General features: G+C 64.4%; 26 protein-coding genes and 1 tRNA gene. 13 read left to right on the top strand and 14 right to left on the bottom strand.

The genetic code is table 11. From position 1 onward, the window contains the following. Positions 1-95 precede the first annotated feature (95 nt). Positions 96-1,655: a serine protease gene (locus tag PMI04_RS06150; RefSeq protein ID WP_037486424.1), complete on the bottom strand. Its 1,560-nt coding sequence runs from the start codon at positions 1,653-1,655 to the stop codon at positions 96-98. A gap of 125 nt (positions 1,656-1,780) precedes the next feature. Here PMI04_RS06150 and ada point away from each other — a divergent pair, with 125 nt between their 5' ends. The 4 genes from ada to PMI04_RS06170 all read left to right on the top strand — a co-directional run bounded on the left by ada (position 1,781) and on the right by PMI04_RS06170 (position 5,233). Beyond that, positions 1,781-2,866: a bifunctional DNA-binding transcriptional regulator/O6-methylguanine-DNA methyltransferase Ada gene (ada, locus tag PMI04_RS06155; protein WP_007709610.1), complete on the top strand. Its 1,086-nt coding sequence runs from the start codon at positions 1,781-1,783 to the stop codon at positions 2,864-2,866. Positions 2,867-2,955: 89 nt separating this feature from the next. Next, entirely contained in the window at positions 2,956-3,504 is a 549-nt protein-coding gene (locus PMI04_RS06160; RefSeq protein ID WP_238535912.1) for a YfiR family protein, read from the top strand. Positions 3,505-3,506: 2 nt separating this feature from the next. Continuing rightward, the gene (locus PMI04_RS06165) at positions 3,507-4,733 is read left to right on the top strand and encodes a diguanylate cyclase (protein ID WP_007709617.1); all 1,227 of its coding nucleotides are present in this window, start codon (positions 3,507-3,509) and stop codon (positions 4,731-4,733) included. A gap of 8 nt (positions 4,734-4,741) precedes the next feature. After that, a complete protein-coding gene (locus PMI04_RS06170) occupies positions 4,742-5,233 on the top strand; it encodes an OmpA family protein (RefSeq protein ID WP_007709619.1) in 492 nt (163 codons plus the stop codon). Here PMI04_RS06170 and PMI04_RS06175 read toward each other — a convergent pair. Genes PMI04_RS06175 through PMI04_RS06185 form a run of 3 tightly spaced genes read right to left on the bottom strand, consistent with a single transcriptional unit; the run spans position 5,230 to position 8,268 of the window. After that, complete coding sequence (locus tag PMI04_RS06175) at positions 5,230-5,406, bottom strand: DUF1289 domain-containing protein (RefSeq protein WP_007709621.1); 177 nt, start codon at positions 5,404-5,406, stop codon at positions 5,230-5,232. The genes PMI04_RS06170 and PMI04_RS06175 overlap by 4 nt on opposite strands. Beyond that, complete coding sequence (locus PMI04_RS06180; RefSeq protein ID WP_007709623.1) at positions 5,406-7,577, bottom strand: primosomal protein N'; 2,172 nt, start codon at positions 7,575-7,577, stop codon at positions 5,406-5,408. The genes PMI04_RS06175 and PMI04_RS06180 overlap by 1 nt, the downstream gene beginning before the upstream one ends. A gap of 40 nt (positions 7,578-7,617) precedes the next feature. After that, entirely contained in the window at positions 7,618-8,268 is a 651-nt protein-coding gene (locus PMI04_RS06185; RefSeq protein WP_007709625.1) for a DUF2490 domain-containing protein, read from the bottom strand. A gap of 132 nt (positions 8,269-8,400) precedes the next feature. Here PMI04_RS06185 and fsa point away from each other — a divergent pair, with 132 nt between their 5' ends. Beyond that, positions 8,401-9,054, top strand: coding sequence for a fructose-6-phosphate aldolase (gene fsa, locus PMI04_RS06190; protein WP_007709628.1), 654 nt, complete (start codon positions 8,401-8,403; stop codon positions 9,052-9,054). A gap of 95 nt (positions 9,055-9,149) precedes the next feature. Beyond that, entirely contained in the window at positions 9,150-9,476 is a 327-nt protein-coding gene (locus PMI04_RS06195) for an antibiotic biosynthesis monooxygenase (RefSeq protein ID WP_007709630.1), read from the top strand. 59 nt (positions 9,477-9,535) lie between these two features. Here the strand turns inward: PMI04_RS06195 and PMI04_RS06200 are convergent, their stop codons facing one another. The 3 genes from PMI04_RS06200 to PMI04_RS06210 form a co-directional block, all read right to left on the bottom strand. Continuing rightward, on the bottom strand, positions 9,536-10,453 hold the full coding sequence (locus PMI04_RS06200) for a hypothetical protein (protein ID WP_238535913.1): 918 nt from the start codon (positions 10,451-10,453) through the stop codon (positions 9,536-9,538). Positions 10,454-10,669: 216 nt separating this feature from the next. Further along, entirely contained in the window at positions 10,670-11,152 is a 483-nt protein-coding gene (locus tag PMI04_RS06205) for a hypothetical protein (protein WP_238535914.1), read from the bottom strand. Positions 11,153-11,170: 18 nt separating this feature from the next. Then, positions 11,171-11,247 (bottom strand) — tRNA-Arg (locus PMI04_RS06210). Between the two features lie 86 nt (positions 11,248-11,333). On the opposite strand from PMI04_RS06210, the gene PMI04_RS06215 reads away from it, so the two are divergent. Further along, positions 11,334-12,053, top strand: a complete 720-nt coding sequence (locus tag PMI04_RS06215) for a queuosine precursor transporter (protein ID WP_007709631.1) — start codon at positions 11,334-11,336, stop codon at positions 12,051-12,053. 87 nt (positions 12,054-12,140) lie between these two features. After that, positions 12,141-13,142, top strand: a complete 1,002-nt coding sequence (locus PMI04_RS06220; protein ID WP_007709634.1) for a GGDEF domain-containing protein — start codon at positions 12,141-12,143, stop codon at positions 13,140-13,142. On the opposite strand, the gene truA is transcribed toward PMI04_RS06220, so the two are convergent. Both truA and fmt read right to left on the bottom strand, forming a co-directional pair. Further along, complete coding sequence (truA, locus tag PMI04_RS06225) at positions 13,115-13,873, bottom strand: tRNA pseudouridine(38-40) synthase TruA (protein WP_007709636.1); 759 nt, start codon at positions 13,871-13,873, stop codon at positions 13,115-13,117. The two genes, PMI04_RS06220 and truA, sit on opposite strands and share 28 nt — an antisense overlap. A 4-nt stretch (positions 13,874-13,877) precedes the next feature. Beyond that, complete coding sequence (fmt, locus tag PMI04_RS06230) at positions 13,878-14,786, bottom strand: methionyl-tRNA formyltransferase (protein ID WP_007709638.1); 909 nt, start codon at positions 14,784-14,786, stop codon at positions 13,878-13,880. A gap of 178 nt (positions 14,787-14,964) precedes the next feature. Here fmt and recR point away from each other — a divergent pair, with 178 nt between their 5' ends. Next, positions 14,965-15,561, top strand: coding sequence for a recombination mediator RecR (recR, locus tag PMI04_RS06235; protein ID WP_007709640.1), 597 nt, complete (start codon positions 14,965-14,967; stop codon positions 15,559-15,561). A 65-nt stretch (positions 15,562-15,626) separates the two neighbouring features. Here recR and PMI04_RS06240 read toward each other — a convergent pair whose 3' ends face one another. Both PMI04_RS06240 and PMI04_RS06245 read right to left on the bottom strand, forming a co-directional pair. Next, positions 15,627-17,333 carry a cation acetate symporter gene (locus tag PMI04_RS06240; protein WP_007709641.1) on the bottom strand — a complete coding sequence of 569 codons (1,707 nt, stop codon included), beginning with the start codon at positions 17,331-17,333 and terminating at the stop codon, positions 15,627-15,629. Then, positions 17,330-17,659, bottom strand: a complete 330-nt coding sequence (locus PMI04_RS06245; protein WP_007709643.1) for a DUF485 domain-containing protein — start codon at positions 17,657-17,659, stop codon at positions 17,330-17,332. Before PMI04_RS06245 ends, PMI04_RS06240 begins: the two co-directional genes overlap by 4 nt. A 154-nt stretch (positions 17,660-17,813) precedes the next feature. Here PMI04_RS06245 and PMI04_RS06250 point away from each other — a divergent pair, with 154 nt between their 5' ends. The 3 genes from PMI04_RS06250 to PMI04_RS06260 are packed head-to-tail and all read left to right on the top strand — an operon-like array spanning position 17,814 to position 19,923. Next, positions 17,814-19,025 (top strand): toxic anion resistance protein, encoded by a 1,212-nt coding sequence (locus PMI04_RS06250; protein ID WP_007709646.1) that lies wholly within the window; start codon positions 17,814-17,816, stop codon positions 19,023-19,025. A 7-nt stretch (positions 19,026-19,032) separates the two neighbouring features. Further along, the gene (locus PMI04_RS06255) at positions 19,033-19,749 is read left to right on the top strand and encodes a hypothetical protein (protein WP_007709648.1); all 717 of its coding nucleotides are present in this window, start codon (positions 19,033-19,035) and stop codon (positions 19,747-19,749) included. 18 nt (positions 19,750-19,767) lie between these two features. Then, entirely contained in the window at positions 19,768-19,923 is a 156-nt protein-coding gene (locus PMI04_RS06260) for a hypothetical protein (RefSeq protein WP_162832695.1), read from the top strand. A 22-nt stretch (positions 19,924-19,945) separates the two neighbouring features. Here the strand turns inward: PMI04_RS06260 and PMI04_RS06265 are convergent, their stop codons facing one another. The 3 genes from PMI04_RS06265 to PMI04_RS06275 form a co-directional block, all read right to left on the bottom strand. After that, a complete protein-coding gene (locus PMI04_RS06265) occupies positions 19,946-20,284 on the bottom strand; it encodes a hypothetical protein (RefSeq protein WP_007709650.1) in 339 nt (112 codons plus the stop codon). Next, positions 20,281-21,474: an aromatic ring-hydroxylating dioxygenase subunit alpha gene (locus tag PMI04_RS06270; protein ID WP_238535915.1), complete on the bottom strand. Its 1,194-nt coding sequence runs from the start codon at positions 21,472-21,474 to the stop codon at positions 20,281-20,283. Before PMI04_RS06270 ends, PMI04_RS06265 begins: the two co-directional genes overlap by 4 nt. Positions 21,475-21,582: 108 nt before the next feature. Beyond that, positions 21,583-22,173, bottom strand: coding sequence for a helix-turn-helix domain-containing protein (locus PMI04_RS06275; protein WP_007709655.1), 591 nt, complete (start codon positions 22,171-22,173; stop codon positions 21,583-21,585). Between the two features lie 99 nt (positions 22,174-22,272). Here PMI04_RS06275 and def point away from each other — a divergent pair, with 99 nt between their 5' ends. Then, a complete protein-coding gene (gene def, locus PMI04_RS06280) occupies positions 22,273-22,803 on the top strand; it encodes a peptide deformylase (RefSeq protein ID WP_007709657.1) in 531 nt (176 codons plus the stop codon). Positions 22,804-22,828 lie beyond the last annotated feature (25 nt).

Below are 22,828 nucleotides of genomic sequence, written 5' to 3' on the forward strand. Positions count from 1 at the left end.
CAGTGCCAATATGACTATGCAAGTCATGTGACACGATTCCATCGCATCGACGAAATCAGGCTAATTTGACTGAGTTTTTCGGGAAAACTGACAGGCTAGGGAGCGGGGTCTGTAGGGGCAAGCCGTCCTTTTTGGCAATGATAGACGAGCCGTTCATTTGGCTGGCCCGGCAGTAGGGTCGATAGCTCCTGTTGCAGGGTCGCGATCTTGGTCAACACCGTGGAATCACTGCTGCATCCCTTGATCGGGCCATCCGTCAGCAGCCCGCGCGCCTTATCCATCGTGGCGCCGTCGGGCAGCCAGCGCTGCACCCGCAGCAGGCCGGTAGCCGGATCGAAATCGCTGCGGCTGACATAATTGCCTTCTGCAGGCACGCTCGCGCGCTGCCAGGTCGTGCCGGTCGCCTGATATTGGGTGTCGCCATTGACGCAGCCCCCCTCAGCCCAGTTGAGACCCACATCGGCGGGCTGGGATACGGTCAGGCGGCTGCGGTCGAGGTCGATCCGGCAGATATTGTCGCCGGTCCAGGCAAAGGCCTTGTTGCTGACCACGCTCTGGTCGTCGGGCAGCTTCACCCGCTCGTCGATGCTGGCAAAGCTGGGTTTGAAGACGAACAGGCCGAGCGCCCCCAGCAGTAGCATGCCGCCGCCGGCGATGAACCAGGTCGCCCGCTTTTCACGGCCCTGATTGTAGTACAGGCCGCCAGCGCCCAGGCCCAGCACCGCGAGGGCCAACAGCACGGCGGCGCCCGCCATCGCATTTTCGCGCCCGGAAATGACGTCGCGCTCTGCCGTGTCACGGGCCTGCTGCAGTGCCTGTTCGCGCTTGTCTGCGGCGGCGCGGTCATTCTGTTCGGTTAGCTGCGATTCGCGCTGGGCGATCGAGGCGTCGGCGGCGTCGGCTTCGGCCATGGTGCGGCAGGCTACGACGGTGTGCAGCGAGGGAACGCCGGCCTGGCGCAGGAAGGAGGCAACCTCGCGCCAGGATACGGCAAAGCCGAACTCGGCATCGTTGCCGTCGGAGATCGAACCGAAGCTGTTGACGCCCAATACCCGGCCGCAATCGTCGACCAGCGGGCCGCCGCTGTTGCCGGCGGCGAGCGGGGCGGTGTGCAGGATGGTATCGAACGTCTGGCTGGAGCGACCCGACGAGACGCTGCCGCTGGTCTTCACCGTGCCCAGCGGCTCGACCATCTGCTTGAGGCTGAGGCCTTGGGCGCGGTCGACGGTGCCGGGATAGCCGATGGCGGTGACATGCTGGCCGTCATTGACCGCTCCGGCAAAGAAGGTGGCGACTGGCAGGCTGCCTTCCTCCAGCTGGATCAGGGCCAGGTCGTTGCCCGGCGAATAGGCGATGATCCGCCCGCCATAGCTTTTCTTGCCCTCCGACGGGATCACGCCGATGACGAGATCCTTCTCCTCGCGCGCGAGTTCGACGACATGGGCGTTGGTCAGCACCTTGTCGGGGGCGATCACGATGCCGCTGCCATGGCCGACGAAATAGGCGTCCGCGCCATTGGTCGCGACCAGCGCGACCCGTACCACGCTGCGCGCGGCAGCGGTGATATCCTGCTGTTCGGCCCGGGCGGGGCTGAACAGGACAAGGGATGCGACCAGCGCGGCGATCGGGCGGAGACGACGGAAAATGGCGACCATAGGTGCGGCATACATATGCGAAGGCCCGCTTTAGGCAATCGGGAAAAAATGGAGGCGGCATATCATGTGCTTTTGATCGCAAGCGACGGGAAGCCTCGCCAAGCCGCTTGGATTATCCCATATCCATGAACCAGATGACACGCCCCGATCCCGTTCCGGCCGGAATGCCCGATGCCGAAACCTGCTGGTCGGCCTTTCTGGCACGTGACCGCCGCCAGGATGGTTGCTTCGTCGGCGCGGTGCTGACGACCGGAATCTATTGCAAGCCCAGTTGCCCGGCCCGACATCCGAAGCGCGAGAACATGATCTTCCTGCCTGATGGCGCAGCGGCGCGGACGGCGGGTTTTCGCGCTTGCCTGCGCTGTCGCCCGGACGAGGTCGGGCGCGACCAGCAGGCGGTGGAGGCGGCGATCCGACTGATCCGCGCGGCTGACACGCCGCTTCTGCTGGAGGAGGTAGCCGATCACGTCGGCTATGCGCCGCACCATTTTCATCGTCTTTTCAAGCGTATGATAGGTATGACGCCGGCTGCCTATGCGCGCGATCTGCGTGCCCGGCGGCTGCAGGCTGCGCTTGAAGCCCCCGGCAGCGTTACCGATGCCATATATGAGGCGGGTTATAATGCCCCAAGTCGCGCCTATGCGGATGCGCAACGGCATCTGGGGATGACGCCCAGCGCCTGGCGTGAGGGCGGGCGCGGGGTCGATATTCGTCATGTGGTGATCGACACCAGCCTTGGTCCCTTGCTGATCGCGCAGACCACGCGCGGCCTGTGCAGGATCAGCTTTGACGAGGGTGTGGAGGATCTGCGCCGTCTTTATCCCAATGCGGTGTTCCTGCCGGCTGATGCCTGTCTGCATCGTCGCGCAAAAGCGGTGGCAGCGCTGATCGAAGATCCGGTTGGCGAGGCGGATCTGCCGATGGATCTTGGCGGTACGGCCTTTCAGCAGGCTGTCTGGGCCGCGTTGCGGGCGATCCCGCCCGGCGAAACCCGCAGCTATGGTGAGATCGCTGCAGCGATCGGGCGCCCCGGTGCCGTGCGTGCAACCGGCACGGCCTGCGGGAATAACCAGCTTGCCCTATTGATTCCGTGCCATCGTGTGTTGCGGCAGGATGGTAGCTTGGGCGGATATGCCTATGGGGTAGAACGCAAACATGCCCTGTTGGACAGGGAGAGAAAGAGCGGACCTCCGAAGATCCGCTCGCGATAGGTGGATTTGAATTGCCTGCGTAATGTTTTAACTCGTTTTTTTACGAATGGTTAACTATAGGCTGGCGCCGTGCGATCATGCCGGGGGCCATGATAGAATTGCGTAATCTGTTATTCTGCTTGTTGCTGTTGGCGCCGGTGGCCGCCGTGGCGACGCCGCTGGTCAAGCCGGCGGCGATGCCGCTGGGGCCTGGGCCGGACCGTGTGGCGGCCGGAGTCGCGCGCATGGTCGATTCCATCCTGGAATTCACCCATTGGCCAACCGAACGCCCGACCGTGCGGCTGTGTCTCGCCGGAGCCGTCGCGCATGGCGAGAGGCTGGATGAGGTCGATCTTTCCGACGGCACTCGGCTGTCGCTTTTACCGTTGGCAGGTGACGCTTCGCCGCCTTGGTCGCAATGTGATGCGCTCTATATTGGCGCGCTGGATGCCGCAGCGGCGCGGCGGCTGATCGCCGCAACGCGCGGGGCGCCGATCGTCACCATCGCTGAAGACGATCCGGAATGCAGCAGCGGTGCCATGTTCTGCCTGCTTTTTGAACCGCAATCCCTGTCCTTCCAGCTCAACATCGATGCGATTTCACGATCGCTCGTGCGGATCGATCCACGCGTGCTGCGCATGGCGAAGGGGGGCTATTGACGATGGTCGCGCCACAAGCTCCCGCCACGCCGACGCTGCGCCAAATCTTGGCGCGCGTGCATATGCGCCTGATCTTGTTCGCGGTATTGATGGCCGGCATGACGTTGACGTTGACCGGCGTCACGGTCATCCGGGGCTATGCCGCCCGCAATCTGACCCTGATCGCCCAGACGGTCAGCTATACGATCGAGCCGGCGTTGGTCTTCGACGATGTCGACGCCGCGCGGGAAGGGATCGCCATGGTTGCCGCATCGGAAAATGTGCGGTCGGTCGAGGTGCATGATCCCAAGGGGCGGCTGATAGCGGCCTGGAACCGTCCGGACAGCGGCATGATCGGTGGCTTTGCCGGGGTGTTGGACCGGCTGTTCTGGCCCAATCCGGTTCGCGCGCCCGTACATCACGGCCGACATGTGGTTGCCGAAGTCTGGGTATTTGGTGATGCCGGTGGTCTGGGGCGTTATGTCTTGGCTGGAATTATGACCGCGCTGGCGTGCCTTGGGCTGACCGTGATTGCGACCCAGATGTTGGCGCGAAGATTGCAGCGCGACGTGACTAACCCGCTGGCTCGTATCGCGGAAGTGGCGCATGCCGTGCGAACCGATCGGCAGTTTGATCGCCGCGTGCCATCGGCCGACATTCATGAAGTTGACCAGTTCGCCCGCGACTTCAATGCGCTGCTGGACGAACTGGACGAATGGCATGCCGGTATCATCAACGAGAACCGCATATTGGAACGGCAGGCGACCCGCGATCCGCTGACCGGCCTCGGCAATCGCGCGATGTTCGAGCGCGAACTGGCCGCGACGATGCAGCGGGCGGATGAGGCCGACGCCGCGTTTGCCGTGATCTATGTCGACGTCAATCGGTTCAAGCAGGTCAACGATACCTATGGCCATGATGCCGGCGACGTCATGCTGGTGGTGATTGCCGCACGGTTGCGTACGGCCCTGCGGAGTGGGGACATGGCCTTCCGCCTTGGGGGGGATGAGTTCGCGCTGATCCTGGCGCCAGAGGTGACGCGGGCGGAAGGGGACCGATTGTCGGCCCAGATCGCCGCCAGCATGACCCAGCCGATCATGTTGCCGAGTGGTGCGAGCATCGGCTCGTCTCTGAGTATCGGCAGCGCGCTCTATCCGGAGGATAGCGTCGATGCGCGGGCGTTGCTGCGCCATGCCGACGCGGCGATGTATGCGGCGAAGGCACGCCGCAACGGGAGCAGTGGAATATGAGGGATAGCATGCAAAAGCTCTTATCCATCCTGGCAGTGCTGCTGTTGGCGGCATGTCAGACGGTGCAGCCGAGCGACGGCTTCACCGAACCGCAAAAGGCGGTGTTGCGTGCCAATGGTTTCCAACAGGTTGGAACCAATTGGGAATTCGGCATGGCCGATCGACTGCTCTTTGCCACGGACCAGAGCGTGCTGATTTCTGCGCAGCGCGATGTGATTAGCCGCATTTCCAGCGCGCTGGTGGCTGTCGATGTGCATGGAGCCAAGGTGGAAGGTCATACCGACAATACCGGCGCTAGCGCTTATAATGAGCAATTGTCGCAGAAGCGGGCGCAGGCTGTCGCCGATGCGCTGGCAGCCGGCGGCATGGCACCGGCCGCTTTGCGCCCGGTGGGCATGGGCGAGCGGGTGCCGGTGGCGAGCAATGACACGGAAGTGGGGCGACAGGAAAATCGCCGCGTCGTCATCATCGTCGCGCCGAGCGACGCCATGCCGCTTTAACGGCGAATTGGCTCGAAATCCTTCACCCGCGCCATGACGGCGGCGCGCTGGGTGTCGGTCAAGCTGCGCCAGTGGACGATTTCGTCGAGGGTACGGCCGCAGCCGGTGCAGCCCTTGCGCTCTGCGTCGAGCGAGCAGAGGTTTCGACAGGGGCTGTCAATCGGCGCGGCCATCACATGAAGCTGTAGGGGTCGACGTCCACGGCGACGCGGGTGGTCGATTTCCACACCAGATTGCCCAGCCATTCGCGGATCACCGACTGGATGTCGACCTGGCGCGTGGCATGGATCAGCAGGCGATGGCGATGCCGGCCGCGCAGCACGGAAAGGGGGGCTGGGGCGGGGCCATAGACGCGCATCCCCTCCACCTGCGGCGCCGACTTGCCGATCAGCCGCGCGGTCTGTGCCGCCTCGTCGCTGTCCTCGCTGGAGATGATGATCGCGGCGAAGCGGCCGAAGGGCGGGGCGTTGGCGCGGCGGCGGTTTTCGGTCTCGATCAGATAGAAGCGTTCGCTGTCGCCGGCGATCAGCGCCTGGATGACCTCGGCTTCGGGCATGCGGGTCTGGATGAAGACATGGCCCGGCTTTTCACCGCGTCCGGCGCGCCCGGCAACCTGCATGATCTGCTGGAATGTCCGCTCGGCCGCGCGCAGGTCGCCGCCCTCCAGCCCTAGGTCCGCGTCGATCACGCCGACCAGCGTCAGGTTGGGGAAATGATAGCCCTTGGTGATGAGCTGGGTGCCGACGATGATGTCGATGTCGCCAGCCTCCACCGATTTCACGAAATCGGCGGCGCGGGCCGGCGAGTGCAGCGTGTCCGACGTGGCGATGGCGACCCGCGCCTGTGGCCACAGGGCTTTCACCTCGTCGGCGATGCGCTCGACGCCGGGGCCGCAGGCGACCAGGCTGTCCTCTTCCTTGCACTCGGGGCAGAAGCGCGGTGCGGAGATGACATGGCCGCAATGATGGCAGGCAAGCCGCTTGGTCAGCCGGTGCTCGACCATCCAGCTGGTGCAATTGGGGCATTGGAAGCGATAGCCGCAATGGCGGCACAGCGTCAGCGGCGCATAGCCGCGCCGGTTGAGGAAGAGCAGGCTCTGCTCGCCCTTGGCCAGCACCTCGCCCATCGCCACGGCCAGCGGCGGCGCGATCCAGCGGCCGCGCTCGGGTGGATCTGTGAGCAGGTTGATTCCTTCGATATCGGGCATCTGCGCGCCGCCGAAGCGGGCGGGCAGCTTGATCTCGCGATAACGGCCCAGGTCGACCTGGTGCCGGGTCTCGATCGCGGGCGTGGCCGACGCCAGCACGACCGGAAATTCCTCCACCAGGCCGCGCATTACCGCGACGTCGCGGGCATGATAATGGACCCCGTCCTCCTGCTTGAAGCTCGCCTCATGCGCCTCGTCGACGACGATGAGGCCGAGATTGGGGTAGGGCAGGAACAAAGCGGAGCGGGCGCCGACGACGACGCGGGCCTCGCCCGCCGCGATCGCGCGCCAGGCGCGGCGCCGCTCGCTCTGGCGCAGGCCGCTATGCCAGTTGATCGGTACCGTGCCGAAGCGCTTTTCAAACCGTTCGAGAAAAGGTTCGGTCAGGGCGATTTCGGGGAGCAGCACCAAGGTCTGCTTGCCTGCACGGATGGCGGCGGCGATCGCCTCGAAATACACCTCCGTCTTGCCTGATCCGGTGACGCCGTCGAGCAGGAACGGCGCAAAGGCGTGAGCGCGCACCGCGTCCGCCATTTCGGTCGCCGCTTCCATCTGCTTGTCGGACAGGGCCGGTGGTGCATGGTTCGGGTCTGGTTCGGGGAAGGGGGTGTCGACGCTGACCTCGACCGGCTCGAACGCACCTGCCTTCACGAGGCCCCGGATCACCGTGTCGCTGACCCCGCCGATCATCGCCAGTTCGCGCACCAGTCCCTGCCGGTCGCCGATCCGCTCCATCGCCTGGGTGCGCTGCTCGGTCATGCGGTCAGGCAACTGGCCGGTGGCACGATATTCGATAACGGTGCGGGTGCCCTCCAGCGCGGACATCGACGCCAGCGCCATGCGCAGTACGGCGGCCGGTGGGGCGAGATAATAGTCGGCGGTCCATTCGATCAGCCGGCGCAGCGTGGCGGGCAGGGGCGGGGCGTCGAGCACCTCCAGCAGGTTGCGCAGTCGGTTGTCGCCGACCGTCTCGACATCGGGGAAGGAGGCTTCGTCCCACACCACGCCGACCAACTGGCGCGGGCCGAGCGGCGCGATCACGATGCTGCCGGGCTTCGCCAGCATCCCATGGGGGATGCGATAGTCGAGAGGGCCAAGGGCGGCATTGAGCAAAAGGACACGGGCGCGCGAACTCATCGGCCTAGTCCCTACCGCACCGGGCGCGGGTGGCAATCCCTCAGATTTTCCAGTTCAGCGTGATCCAGGGGATATGGGCCATCTCGTCGGGTTTGTCGTCGTGGAAAGTCTGCTGCAGGGTGTAGCCGACCTGCGCGTCCAGATTTTTCGCCAGCGCATAATGCACGCCGATCAGCAACCGGGAAGACACCAGTTCGGTGTCCTCGACCGCCTTGGGCTTGTGCAGGTCGAAGAAGAATTCGGCCGATCCGACCAGCGACCAGCCATGCGCCTTGTCCAGCGGCAGCGTGGCCTGCACCCGTTCGCGTAGACGCCAACTGGGATCGCTGCTCGAATCGATGAAGCGCTGTTCCACTCGGGTGCGGCTCTGCAATATGCCGTGGCTCAGCGTCAGTTGCTGGTGGAAGCGCATTTCCTTCTGGCTGTCGCTGTCGATATAGGCGAAGCCGCCGCCCAACTGGATGCCCCTGGCAATGGCGTGATCGAGCGTGATCCGGTGGAGGAACTGATCGCCCTCGGGGCGCAGTCGCTGGCTGAGGTCGATCGTGACGCTGTCATTGTCGTCGACCTTGGCGACGGCGCTTTCGTTGATCCAGCCCTGGGTCTCGCTGGTCGCGGCCAGCGCCGGCGAGACCGATGCCAGCGAAAGCGCCATGATTGCAAAGCGGTAAGGATGGCGTGCAAAAATCATGGCGGCTCCTCGATCAACGATTGGGCGTAAACCCCGACGGGCGCCGGAGCAATCGGCGGTGGCCCTGATGGCCAAGTCAGGGTGCAGCCGCTAAAGGGAGCCGATTCGCGAATCCTGCCCCGGAGCATCCCCATGAAATTCTTCGTCGACACCGCCGACATTGCCGAAATCCGTGACCTGGCCGCCACCGGCCTGCTGGACGGCGTCACCACCAACCCGTCGCTGATCCACAAGTCGGGCCGCAAGTTCCTGGAAGTGATCGAGGAAATCTGTGGTGTTGTCGATGGTCCGGTGTCGGCCGAAGTCGTCGCACTCGATCATGAGACGATGATGAAGGAAGCGGCGGTCCTGCGGAAGATTGCGCCGAACGTCTGCATCAAGGTGCCTTTGACCATCGACGGCCTGAAGACCTGCAAGGCGCTGACCGACGATGGCGTGTTGGTGAATGTCACTCTCTGCTTCTCGGCCAACCAGGCGCTGCTCGCGGCCAAGGCTGGCGCCAGCTTCATCTCGCCCTTCGTCGGCCGCCATGACGACAATGGCTTCGACGGCATGCAGTTGATCGAGGACATCCGCCTGATCTACGACAACTATGCCTTCGACACCGAAATCCTGGTCGCATCGGTCCGTCACCCGATCCATGTGCTCGACAGCGCGAAGATCGGCGCCGACGTCATGACCGCGCCGCCGGCCGTCATCAAGGCGCTGTTCAACCATGTGCTGACTGACAAGGGCATTGCCGGCTTCATGGCGGACTGGGCGAAGACCGGCCAGACCATCCTCTGATTGCATGCCCTCTTCCCCGGGGCAGGCGCCGTCGCGGTGCTTGCCCCGGAACCCTTGCCGCCGTCTGGCCATTGTCTCCGCGAGAGGAGAGGCCGATGTTCGTCGCGGTCTATTGGTGGCGTGTCCACCCCGGCAAGGAAGAGCAGTTCCGCGCCGCCTGGCGTCGCGGTACCGACCTGATCCGCGAAAAATATGGCAGTTATGGTTCCCGCCTGCATCGGGATGCGGACGGACGGTTCGTCGGTTATGCCGAATGGCCCGATGAGACCACATGGCGCGCGGCCTTTGACCAGAAGATGGTCTATGACGAGCCCGAGACCCGCGCCGCCTTCGTCGATGCGATCGCAGAAGTGCCGCGCGATGCGGATCCGATCTTCACGATGACGATTGTCGACGATCTGCTGTTGCGCGCAAGCCGCTAGCAATGGCTTGCCCCATTTGCAGATTATGGCAAATGGGCCTGGGGGCTTTGACCGGGTTTTCATGAATTTATTGCCCTGACGCCAAATATATAGACTGTCAGCGCAGGGGCCAATTCATGACGCCATTGTCCGAAAAGCCAGAGCCGTCGTCGCATGGTGATCGCGCGCGCCTGTCTCTTGGCCAGGCCAAATGGTTGTCGGGGCTGTTGGTTGTGCTGGGTGCTGGGCTGCTGTGCGCGCCGTTCATGCAGTCTGTATGGGGGATAGGCGACGAAGGCATATGGCTTCATGCGGTCGATCGCATGATGGATGGTCAGATCCTGTATCGGGATTTCTTTGAATTTCATCCGCCGCTGGGATTCCTGATCCTGTACGGTTGGACGGGGATGTTCGGTTCGTCGCTGCTGGCAGCCCGGCTGCTGGTAATGGGCACGGTCGCAATGACCGCATGGCTTAGTTACGCCTGCTGCCGCGCCATGACCGGACGATCCGGATTGTCGTTGCTGCTCGCGCTTGCGTGGGTTGCAGCCTCTCAAGGCGACTGGACGCAGGTTAACCACCACTGGTTCACGAGCCTGTTTTCCATGATTGCCCTGTGGGCCTTGCTGTTGCCGGCAGGGGGGAAGGGGCGACCATTTCTGGCAGGGATGGCGGTGAGCGCGGCAACCCTGATCACGACCCACAGGGGCGGCATGGTGGTGCTGGCCGGGCTGGTCGCGATATTGCTGCGGCGCTCCTTCAAGGCATTTCTTGCCTATTGTCTTGGCGGCATGCTGCTGCTGATTGCCACCCTGGCCTTTTTGTGGTGGCAAGGGACGCTGGCGCAGGCTTTCGATCAGGTCCTGCTTTACCCTGTGCGTCATTATTCCAATATTCAGGCCGTCCCCTTCGGCGCTTTCTCCAGTCCGCAACAATATCTGCTGGTCGCGCTTTTCCCCGCGATCGCCGCCCTTCTGGCGCTGGCTATCCATCGTCATGGCCTAGCCCTGCTGCGTCGCCCGGAGTGGTCGACGGCCTTGTTGTTTGCAGCTGCGGGTCTCTGGGGATGCTTCCCCCGGCCCGATGCTGTGCACATCGCCTTCTGCGCGGCGCTGGCCTTGCCGCTGCTGGCTGGGTTGATTGATGATGCCGTGCCAGCAGGACGGACGGTGCCGGTGCTCACGCTGTGTGTCGGTGTGGCGCTGCTGGTTACGCTATGGCCGTGGTTTTTGTCCGCCAGGAATATCGCTTCGGCACCGCGCGTGGACAGTCACGCAGGACGGCTCGCGATCGCGCGGGCGGATGGCACGCATGAACTGCTGGTGCGGCTGACGCAGTTGCCGGCGACAGACAGCGTCTTCTTCTATCCCTATGATCCGATGCTGGCCTATGTGTCCCATCGTCGTCATCCCGCACGGTTCGACGTTCTTCTTCCCGAATATTCCCCGCCGGACCAATATGCCGATAGCTGCCTGGATATGATGCGGCGCGCGCAATGGGTTGTCGTCGATGTCAGGGCTGCCAGCCCGGCCTTTTTTCGCGCATTTTTTCCGGCGCTCAAAAATCCGTCGCCGCCCGAGAAATTGTCGTTCGAAGCAGCGCTGGAGCAGGGATTTTTCGAGGATGCCCGCTATGGCAATTTCCGGCTGCTGCGTCGTGCGGCTGCCCGGGACGCGCTGTGCGCCGGCATTGCGCATGAGGCAAAGCTGGCAAGCTGGCGACCCCGGCAGGATTCGAACCTGCGACCATTCGCTTAGAAGGCGAATGCTCTATCCAACTGAGCTACGGGGCCGTGCGCGGGTGCGATAGCGGGGCTTGGCGCGCCGTGCAACGTTTCGCCACCATTGCAATCGCTGGTCGGCCGGATATGCACGGGGCATGAGCGAAGCCGGCATTCAGAAAATTGACGCGACTGCGCTGGGCGCGCGGCCATTGCGCTATTATGATTTCTTCATGGCCGCGTTCGTCGCCATATTATTGTTATCGAACCTGATCGGCGCGGCAAAGCTGTCTTCGCTGGGGGGCGTCACTTTCGGGGCCGGCATTCTCTTCTTTCCGCTAGGCTATGTGATCGGGGATGTGCTGACCGAGGTTTATGGCTTCGCCCGGGCACGGCGCTGCGTCTGGGCGGGTTTTGGCGCGATGCTGTTCATGGCGTTGATGAGCTGGGTCGTGGTGGCGTTGCCACCAGCCGAGGGCTGGCCGGATCAGAAGGCCTATGAGGCCGTCTTTGGCAGTACATGGCGCATTGTCTTCGCATCGCTTGCGGCTTTCTGGGCGGGCGAGTTGGCCAACAGTTTCGTGATGGCGAAGATGAAGATGCTGACACAGGGCAAATATCTCTGGACCCGTACCATCGGGTCCACGGTGGTGGGCCAAGGGGTGGACAGCCTGCTCTTTTATCCGCTGGCTTTCTATGGTGACTGGACGACGGCACAGGTGTTGACCGTGATGGTCACCAATTGGGCGATGAAGGTTGGGTGGGAAGCCGCGCTGACCCCGGTGACCTATGTCGTGGTGAACAGCCTCAAGCGGCGCGAGGGGTTGGACGTCTATGATGCAGAGACGAACTTCACACCGTTCCGTACCCGTCTGTGATCGGGAAATATCCTTATCGTAAAGAGACTTTTTACCCAAAGGGTGCAGGGGTGATCTCTCCAGTAAAGAAGAGCAGTCGCCAACCTCGTGCCCAGCCAGTTAGCCCACTCCTTCGCGCGTGCGCATGATGACGCGCTTTCCGACTTTGCGGACGACCGAATCCATCGCCTGACCGACGTCGCCCGCGCGCTGAGTGCCGATGCCCAAGCGGTCCAGGCGACGCTAGCCCTGGCCGAACGGCGGTTCCAGGCGACCTTTCTGCATGCGCCGGTGGGCATTGCCCATGTCGCGCTCGATGGCGCGTTTCTAACGGTTAATCCGCGTTTTGAGGAAATTACCGGCTATTCTGCCGCAATGCTGATCCGTCTCGGCTTCCAGCAGATTACCCATCCCGACGATCTGGGTGCAGACATCCTGCTGCTGGAGCAGTTAAACCGTGGCGAGACATCGCGCTACACGCTTGAGAAGCGCTATATTCGCGCGGACGGCACGATCATCTGGGTCAATCTGACCGTGGCTCTGGTCCGCGATGATCAGGACTGTCCGGAATTCTATGTCGCGGTGGTCGAGGATCTGTCAGAGATGCGGCAGGCCCATTTCGATGCCATCCACGATCCGCTGACCCGGTTGCTCAATCGGCGCGGCTTTGTCGTGCGGGCGCGGCAATTGCTGCAACAGGCCGCCGACGCGAACCAGGTCATCAGCCTGATCTATCTCGACCTCGACGGGTTCAAGCAGCTTAATGATAGCCGCGGGCATAGCGCCGGCGATCGCTGCCTGCACGATGTTGCCCGTTTGATCGAGGTGACGATGCGGCCGCAGGATGTGGCAGCACGCATGGGCGGCGACGAATTCGTCATGCTGTCCGCCAATATGGGCACGCAGGCGGGGCAGGCGCTGGGCGAAGCGTTGCGCATCGGTCTTGAAGGGCTGAACGGTGAGTGGGGCGTCAGCGGCAGCTTTGGTCTGGTGACCTTGATCCCCGACGACGAGACCGAACTGGACCTGATCGTCGCGCGCGCGGATGAAGCGATGCTGGCAGCCAAGCGCTCCGGCAAGAATCAGCTGGTGACCACCGCACTGTTGTAATCGGCACGCACGAAATAGAGGCCGTCGGGCGGTGCGTTAAGGCCCAGCCGGGCGCGATCGCGCGCCTCCAGCGCATCGCGCAGGTCATCGGCGTTCCACCGGCCCATGCCGACCATGGCGAGACAGCCGACCATCGAGCGGACCTGATGATGGAGAAAGGACCGCGCCTCCGCCCGGATGGCGATGCGATCGCCCTCGCGCACGACATCCAGCATCGCCAGCGACTTCAGGGGGCTGGCCGCCTGGCAATGGACCGAGCGGAAGGTGGTGAAGTCATGATGGCCGACCAGGATCTGCGCGGCGTCGTGCATCGCATCGGCATCGAGCGGCTGGATCACGCGCCAGGCGAGCCCCGATTCCAGCGTCAGCGGCGCACGGCGGTTGGCGATGCGGTAGATATAGGCGCGGCCGAGGCAGCTGAAGCGGGCATGCCAGTCCGGCGCGACTTCCTCGCAGGCGAGGATCGCGACGGGGTGCGGCCGCAACTTGGCATTGATCGCCTCCATCAGGCGGAAGGGCGTCAGCGGCTTTTCGACATCGGCATGGGCCCGCATGGCCAGGCCATGGACGCCGGCATCGGTGCGGCCGGCGGCATGCAGGATCGCGCGCTCGCCGGTGACGGCATGGATCGCATCCTCGATCGCCTGCTGGACGCTGGGGCCATGGGCCTGACGCTGCCAGCCCATGAACGGACGGCCGTCAAATTCGACGGTGAAGGCGAAACGGGCCATCGGGTCAGGCGTCGACCCGGCTGCCGGTGGGCATGTCGAAACCGCGCAGCAATTCGCCCGCCGACATCGCCGCCTTGCCCGCGCGCTGAATCAGGGTCGGCCGGATGGCGCCATGGCCGCAGCCGATCAGCAGGCTGTGGTCGAGCAGTTCGCCCGCCGGCCCGGCATGATCCTCGACCGTGGCGGCAAGGATACGGAAGCGTTCGTCGCCATATTCGAAGAAGGCGCCGGGGAAGGGGTTGAAGGCGCGGACCTGACGTTCGACCTGATGCGCGTCGCGGCTGAAATCGATCCGTGCCTCCGCCTTGTCGATCTTGGCGGCATAGGTGACGCCCTCCTCGGGCTGGACCACCGGCGGATGGCCGGCAAGATCGTCCAGCACATCGACCATCAGATCGGCGCCGGCCTGCGCCAGTTCCTCGGTCAATTCGCCGGCCGTCTTGTCCTCGACCGGGGTAACATGCTTGGCGCGCATCGGCCCGGTGTCGAGCCCGGCCTCCATGTCCATGATGGTGACGCCGGTGACATTGTCGCCGGACAGGATGGCGCGCTGCACCGGCGCCGCGCCGCGCCAGCGCGGCAGTAGCGAACCGTGGATGTTGAGGCAGCCATGGCGCGGCATCGCCAGGATCGCGGGCGGCAGGATCAGGCCATAGGCGGCGACCACCGCGACATCGGCATCAAGCGCGGCGAAGGCGGCCTGCAGCGTCTCGTCCTTGAGCGAGACGGGCGTGCGCACCGCGATCCCCAGTTGTTCGGCGCGGGCCTGGACCGGGGAGGGGCGCAGCGCCTTGCCCCGGCCGGCCGGCCGGGGCGGCTGGCTATAAACGGCGACGATGTCATGCCCGGCCTTCACCAGCGCATCGAGCGCTGGAACGGCGAAATCGGGGGTGCCCATATAGATGATACGCATAGTTTTTCCGCTTCCCGCACCGGCCCGCTCCCCCACCCGGCCACCCTCAAGATACTGCCGTTGGGTGGCCGGGTGGAGGAGCGGGCTGGCACCGCATTTGAAATCTGCCTGGGGCCTATTTCCAAGATCGCTCTCAAACCTCTTGTCGGGACGACTTGCAAGCCCTTATCTCGGTTCCATGGCATCCCCAGAAATCGAGACGCTGACCCAGGCGCTGTCGCGACTGCCCGGCCTTGGCCCCCGTTCGGCACGCCGCGCGGTGCTGCATCTGCTCAAGAAGCGCGAGGGCGCGCTGGAGCCGCTGCTGCGCGCGCTGACGGCGGTCAATGAGCGACTGGTCACCTGCCAGGTCTGCGGCAATGTCGATACGGTCGATCCCTGCGGCATCTGTGCCGATCCGCGCCGTGACGCGCGGGGGCTGTGCGTGGTGGAGGATGTCGCGGACCTGTGGGCGCTGGACAAGTCGCGCCTCTTTCCCGGCCGGTTCCATGTGCTGGGCGGGCGCCTCTCCGCGCTGGAGGGGGTGCGGCCGGAGGATCTGAGCATCGACGCGCTGGTCGCGCGGGTCGAGGCGGGCGGCATCGACGAGGTGGTGCTGGCGATGAACGCCACGCTGGAGGGGCAGACCACTGCTCATTATCTGGCCGAGCGGCTGGAGCGCTTTCCCATCCGCCTCACCCAATTGGCCCATGGCGTGCCGGTGGGCGGCGAACTCGACTATCTGGACGAGGGGACGCTGGCCCAGGCGCTGCGCGCGCGGCGGCCGCTGGGATAGGAGGTGGGGCCTGGCCGGTCGCACGTTTCTCTTCCCACGCCGAACGCGGCGCGGGAAGAGAAGGGTCAATGATCGCTGGCGGCGAAGGCCCCGATGCCGGTTTCCGCCCGCACCCGCTGCGCCGGATAGCCCGCCTTGTCCACCGCCGCGCGGGGCGAGCGGTCGAGCCGGGAGATCAGCCAGATGGCGATGAAGCCGGCCGGGACCGAGAAAATCGCCGCCGAGCTATAGGGGAAAGGCGCCGGGCCAAGGCCGAAGGTCGTGGTCCACACCGCCGGCGACAGCAGGGTGAGGACAAAGGCCGTCAGCAGCCCGATCGTGCCGCCCCAGGCCGCGCCGCGCGTGGTGCAGCCGCTCCACAGCAGCGACAGGATCAGCACCGGGAAATTGCCCGAAGCCGCCAGCGCGAAGGCGAGGCTGACCATGAAGGCGACATTCTGCTTCTCGAACACCAGCCCCAGCAGCACCGCCAGCGCGCCCAGAGCCAGGGTGGTGATCCGCGAGACGCGCAGTTCGTCGGCCGAATTGGCCCGGCCCTGTTTCAGCACCGTGGCGTAGAGGTCATGGCTGACCGCCGAGGCGGCCGACAAGGTGAGCCCTGCCACCACCGCCAGGATCGTCGCGAAGGCCACGGCCGAGATGAAGCCCAGGAAGGCGTTGCCGCCGACCGCATGGGCGAGATGGATCGCCGCCATATTGCCGCCGCCGCGCAGCGTGCCGTCGGCCATCTTGTATCCGGCATCGGTGCCGACCAGGATGATCGCGCCAAAGCCGATGATGAAGGTCAGGATATAGAAATAGCCGATCCAGCCGGTTGCCCACAGCACCGACTTGCGCGCTTCCTTGGCATCGGGGACGGTGAAGAAGCGCATCAATATGTGCGGCAGGCCGGCCGTGCCCAGCATCAGCGCGAGGCCGAAGGAGATGGCCGAAACCGGATCCTTGATGAAGCCGCCCGGCGCCATGATCGCCCGGCCCTTCGCCGCGGCGTCGGCCGGGGTGGCGCCGGCGGCCTGCGCGGCTGCGCTCTTCACCGCGACCGCGCGAGCGAACAGCGCTTCGAGCGAGAAGCCGAACTGGGCCAGCACCATCAGCGCCATGAAGCTGGCGCCGCCGAGCAGCAGCACCGCCTTGATGATCTGGACCCAGGTGGTCGCGCGCATGCCGCCGAACAGCACATAGAGCATCATCAGCGCGCCGACGATCACCACCGCCACCGCATAGGGCAGGCCGAACAGCAATTTGATGAGCTGCCCCGCGCCCACCATCTGGGCGATCAGGTAGAAGCTGACGACCAGCAGGGTGGAGACCGCCGCGAAGCTGCGCACCGGCGGCTGGGCGAACCGGTAGGAAGCGACGTCGGCGAAGGTGAAGCGACCAAGGTTGCGCAACCGCTCCGCCATCAGGAACAGCAGGATCGGCCAGCCGACCAGGAAGCCGGTGGAGTAGATGAGGCCATCATAGCCGTCGGTGAAGATCTGCGCTGATATGCCGAGGAAGGAGGCGGCGGACATATAATCGCCCGCCATGGCAAGGCCGTTCTGGAAGCCGCTGATGCCGCCGCCCGCCGTGTAGAAGTCCGACGCGGTGCGGGTGCGCGCGGCCGCCGCCTTGGTTATCCACAGGGTCAGGCCGACAAAGGCGACGAACATCGCGATCGCCACCCAGTTGATCGGCTGACGCTGCGCCTCCCCCTCCAGCGCGGCGGCGAAGGCGGGGGCGGGCATCAATACAAGGACGGGGGCGAGCGCGCCGGCAAGCCGCGCCCTCATGCGCCATGATCCTTGAGGATCGCGGCCATCTGCGCATCATGATGACGGTTGGCATAGGCGACATAAAGGCCGGTCAGCGCGATCGCGAGCAGAATGAGGCCCAGGCCGATCGGAATGCCGATCGAGGTGACGCCATCGCCGATCGGCATGCCCAGCAGCGCCTTGTCGAAGGCGATCAGCGTCAGATAGCCGACGAAGGCAGCGAAGATGATCGCCGACAGCCACCATCCCAGCCGCGCCCGGCGCGCCACCAATTCGATATAGCGGGGATCGGCCCCCACCGCCGCGATCAGCGCCTCGTCCGTGCGCCCAGCCTCTTGCGTCATCCATGCTCCCCTGTTCTTGACCGCCATGCTAGCCGGCCAGCCCCCGATTGCAATGGCATGGCTGCCGGGCCTATATCCTAGCGGCACAGACTTGCGGCCTTACTGTTTTATGCACATATGACAGCAAGGCCGATATTGGCCCCTGGGAGATGACATGGCTTCGACCGCGCCGACCGCGACCGCTGATACGCTGAACCTGACGCCGCCCGACCCGGTGCCGGTGGTCGCGCCCGAAAAGGCGGCGGGGCTGGTGCCGATCGACGACGAGAAGCGATCCAAGCTGGATGAGAAGGTCGACGCCTTCATCGACGATCTGGTCGCGCAGGATGCCAATTCGCCCGCCTTCGGCCAGCGCGTCGACCAGTTGACCAATATGGGTCGCAAGGAAATTGCCGAGGCCGCCGGGCACAGCAACCGCTTCCTCGATCGACCGGTGCGCGCGATGGACAGCGACAACAAGGTCGGCGCGGACCTGGCCGAACTGCGTCGCACGGTCGAGGATCTGGACCCGGGCAAGCGCGGCAGCCTGACCGCGCCCAAGAAGCTGTTCGGCATCATCCCGTTCGGCAACAAGATGCGCGACTATTTCGACAGCTACAAGTCGAGCCAGACGCATATCAACTCGATCCTCGGCAGCCTCGCCAGCGGCAAGGACGTGCTGATCAAGGACAATGCCGCGATCGACGTGGAACGCCAGAATATGTGGGCCACCATGGGCAAGCTGGAACAGATGATCCACATCAGTAAGACCATGGACGCACGCCTCGAGTCCAAGGCGCTGGAGCTGGATTCGACCGATCCGACAAAGGCCAAGGCGATCCGCGAGAGCGCGCTTTTCTACATCCGCCAGCGCACCCAGGATCTGCTGACCCAGATGGCGGTCACGGTGCAGGGCTATCTGGCGCTGGACCTGGTGAAGAAGAATAATGTCGAGCTGGTGAAGGGCGTCGACCGCGCCAGCACCACCACCGTCGCCGCGCTGCGCACCGCCGTGACCGTGGCGCAGGCGCTGGTCGGCCAGCGGCTGGTGCTGGAACAGATCACCGCGCTCAACACCACGACGGCCAATATCATCGATTCGACCGGCGAGCTGCTCAAGAGCCAGACCGCGCAGATTCACGAGCAGGCGGCCAGCAGCACGATCCCAATCGAGACGCTGCAGCGCGCCTTCCAGAATATCTATGACACGATGGACAATATCGACACGTTCAAGCTCAAGGCGCTCGAAAACATGAAGACGACAGTCACCGTGCTGTCGAGCGAGGTGGAAAAGTCCAAGGGCTATATCGCCCGGTCCGAAGGGCAGGCCCAGGCCGCCAAGGAAGCGCGGGCGGAAAACCCGCTGCTGAGCGCGATCGAGGGATAAGGCAATCATGTCCAGCGATATCGATCGCTACATCCGGGATCGCGTGGAACCCACGCTGCGCCGACATAGCGCGCGGGGCCAGAGCCTGACCGCGCGCGCGCGCAAGCGGCGCAATGCCGGGCTGCTGCGCAAGGTAAAATATGCCTTCTGGGCGATCGTCGCCATCCTGCTGGCCAGCATGGTCGCCGGCTTCGTGCTGCCACTGGGCATCAACGGCGTGATGATCGCGCTTGGCGTCATGATCGCCGCCATCGTGCTGATCGCGCTGCTGCCGACCGGAGAAAGCGTGCGGACCGAAGCGCTGGCCGGCACGGCGCTGACCGCCCTGCCGCTCAAGACCGAAATCTGGCTGGAGAATCAGCGCAAGGCGCTGCCCGCGCCGGCCGTGACTTTGGTCGACAGCATCGGCGTCAAGCTGGAGACATTGACGCCCCAGCTCGAACGGCTGGGCGAACAGGATCCGGCCGCGCACGAAATCCGCAAGCTGCTGGCCGATCATTTGCCCGAACTGGTGACAGGCTATCAGTCGATCCCTGCGCCGCTACGCCGCGAGGAGCGCAATGGCCGCGTGCCCGAAAAGCAGCTGATCGAGGGCCTGTCGGTGATCGATGCCGAGATCGGCCGGATGAGCGAGCAACTGGCGAGCGGCGACCTCGACAAGCTGGCGACCCAGAACCGCTTCCTGGAACTGAAATATCAGGAGGCGAAGGAACTTGGCGCCTAGCGCCGTCTTCCTTCCTGCATGATCCACCTCACTCTCATCATCGTCGACTTCCTGACGGGCCTGCTGGCCGCCGGGGCCTGGGCCTTGGCTTCGGCTGGCGGTGCGATCGCGGCTATGGTCGGCGGCGGCGTGCTGGGCTTATCCCTGTTCCGCCGTTGGCGCAGGCGGGGTTGAAAAGGGACCGGCAATCCCCTGATCAGGCACCGGCCGGGGTTCGGGTGATGTGCATGGCCCGGCGCTGGCGGTAATGGGCGGGTTCCTGGTCGCCCAATATCTCTTCGGTCAGCGAGACATGGGCGAGGGTCAGCATCATGTCCATCAGTCGCTGGTCGGCCGGCGACAGGGCATTGATCGGGCAGGTGTCGAGATGGGTGAGGGCGGCGTCGAGTAGCGGCGCGGCGGCGGCGAAGAAGGCTGCGCGGTCGGTCGGGTGCGCATCGCCGCGCCGGGCGGCGCGGGCGATCGAGCCGCTGATTGCCCAGCAATCGGTAAAGGGGGTGAGCGCGGCGAAACCGGCCGGAAGCAGGGTGCTCATGCCTGCGCCTCCGCCAGGGCGAGGGCTGGGGGAGTGATTGCGGCCAGCTCCGCACGATAGGCGCTGACCCGTTCGTAGACGATATTGAAGAGGTGGCGGCAGAGCGCTTCCTGCGCCTGGAAATGGATATGCTTGAGCGCGCCGCTGTTGAGGCCGCGCTGGCCCGCCTCGATCACGTCGCGATCCTCGGCATGGATGTCGCGCGCGCTGGCCATCGCATATTCGCGGGCATAGCGGCGGCTGGCGCAGTCATCCTCCCCCTTCCAGTAGAGGCGGATCACCCCGCGCGAGCGATGGGCGTCGATCGGCCAGACGGTGTGGGAGAAGGGCTGGGCCGGCGAGCCCAGGATGAAGAAATTGGGGAAGAGCGCCAGATAGTCGCGGCTGTGCAGGCCGGCGGTGCCATCGGCCATGGCGAAGCGGGCGGCACGGCCGAAGGATTGCGCCTGCACCGGTTTGGGCGCGGGATCGGGATTGGTCCAGATCGTCTGGGTGCGATGGGGGCCGTGAAAGCCCATCTTCGCCGGATAGCCGAAAGGATTGTCCTCCCCCACGGCCGGTGCGCCGGACCGGGGATGAATGAAGCGGAGGTGATAATTTTCCTGGAAATTATCGTAGGTCAGCTTCCAGTTAGCGTCGATATCATAGACATATTCGGAAAAGGTGGTGGCCTGGGCTGCGGGGAAGCCATCGAGCATCGTCGCATAAGGACCAAGATCGTCGCGCAGGCTTTTCTCCGGCGTGCCGAGATGGACGAAGATCAGGCCGCCGCAGATGTCGAGCGCGACGCGGGGCAAGGCGCAGTCGGCCTTGTCGACGAAGAAGCGATCGAAATCGGGGGCGGCGAGCAGTGCGCCGTCGGTTCCGAAGGACCAGCGATGATAGGGGCAAGAAAAGTTGCTGCGCTTGCCGCTCTCCTCTGCCACCAACTGGGTGCCGCGATGGGTGCAGACATTGTGGAAGGCGCGGATCTCACCATCGCGGCCGCGCACGATCAGCAGCGACGCATCGAGCACCTCGATTTCGCGGCGGATGAAGCTGCCGCTGTCGGGCAGTTCGCAGACATGGCCGATCTGAAGCCAGGACCGGCGAAACACCGCTTCCCGCTCAAGCCCGAACCAGAGTGGATCATGATAGGGGGCGGCCGGAATCGGATCGGTGCCGAGCCAGGCCAGACTGTCGTCGCTCATGCCTTGAAAGCCGGACCGTTCGCCGTGCATCATCGCTCTCCGCTGTCTGTCTTTTCAACAGCATGAGCGCGCTCCTTTTAATTTGCAACAGTATTGTTGTAAATTGTATCAATCGTCGGCTATACCATCCCGGCGCAGCACGCGCTGCTGTTCCTGGCGGAAGCGGGCGATGGTGGCTTCGGTGCCGAGATCGGGCGCGACACGGTGGCGAAAGACGCGCGGGCCGATCAGCGCGCTGGTGAGCAGCATCACGCAATAGACTTCAGCGTCGATAACTTCGTCGGGGAAGGCGACGCTCAGGCTGGTGCCGATGCCCGATACCAGCGCATCCCAATGCGGATAGCTGGCACGGATGTCGCCGGGCGCGATGAAATCCTCGATCCACAGCGACATGATGGCCGGGTTTTCGAGCACGAAGCGGGTGACATAGTCGATACGCGCCTGGCGCGGCAGTTCCGGGCGGAAGGCGGCGACGATCTGCTGCGAGGACCAGAGCTTTACCGCCGCGACCAGGGCGTCACGATCGGTGAAATGATAATAGATGGTGGTGCGGTTGACCCCGGCGGCGCGGGCGAGCGCGGAGAGGGACAGCGCGTCGATGCCGCGATCGGCGATCAGCCCGACCGCCAGCTCGATCAGCATCTGGTGGGTATCCTCGAAGGATTTATAGCGGCGCTGCTGTGCATTTTCCTCGGTCACGCCCCTTCGCCTAGACCCCGCCGTGCAGGGCGGCAAGCGGTGCGTGGGCGACCGCCCGTCTCGCTTGAAATTTTTCCCCGTTCCGCCTATGTTTCCACCATGGCCATTCTTCCGATCCTTGAGGCGCCCGATCCGCGCCTGCGTACCATCTCGACTCCCGTGGAGGCGATCGACGACGATCTGCAGCGTCTGATCGACGACATGTTCGACACCATGTATGACGCGCCGGGCATCGGCTTGGCCGCGATCCAGGTGGGCGTGCCCAAGCGCGTGCTGGTGATGGATCTGCAGGAGCCGGAATCGGAGGAGGAAGATGCGCCGCCGGTCAAGAAACCGATGGTGTTCATCAACCCCGAAATCCTCAAGGGCTCGGAGGAGCTGTCGGTCTATAATGAAGGCTGTCTGTCGGTGCCCGACCAGTTTGCCGAGGTGGAGCGCCCGGCGGCGATCCGTGCCAGCTGGATGGATCGGGACGGCCGTATCCACGAAGAGCAGTTGGAAGGCCTGTTGGCGACCTGTCTCCAGCATGAGATCGACCATCTGGAGGGTGTGCTGTTCATCGACCACCTGTCGCGCCTGAAGCGCGACATGTTGCTCAAGAAGCTGAACAAGGCGCGCAAGGCCGCTTGAGTCGTTTCGTCATCGGCATAGACTT

Origin of the sequence: Sphingobium sp. AP49 (assembly GCF_000281715.2) — a bacterium.
GTDB lineage: Bacteria > Pseudomonadota > Alphaproteobacteria > Sphingomonadales > Sphingomonadaceae > Sphingobium.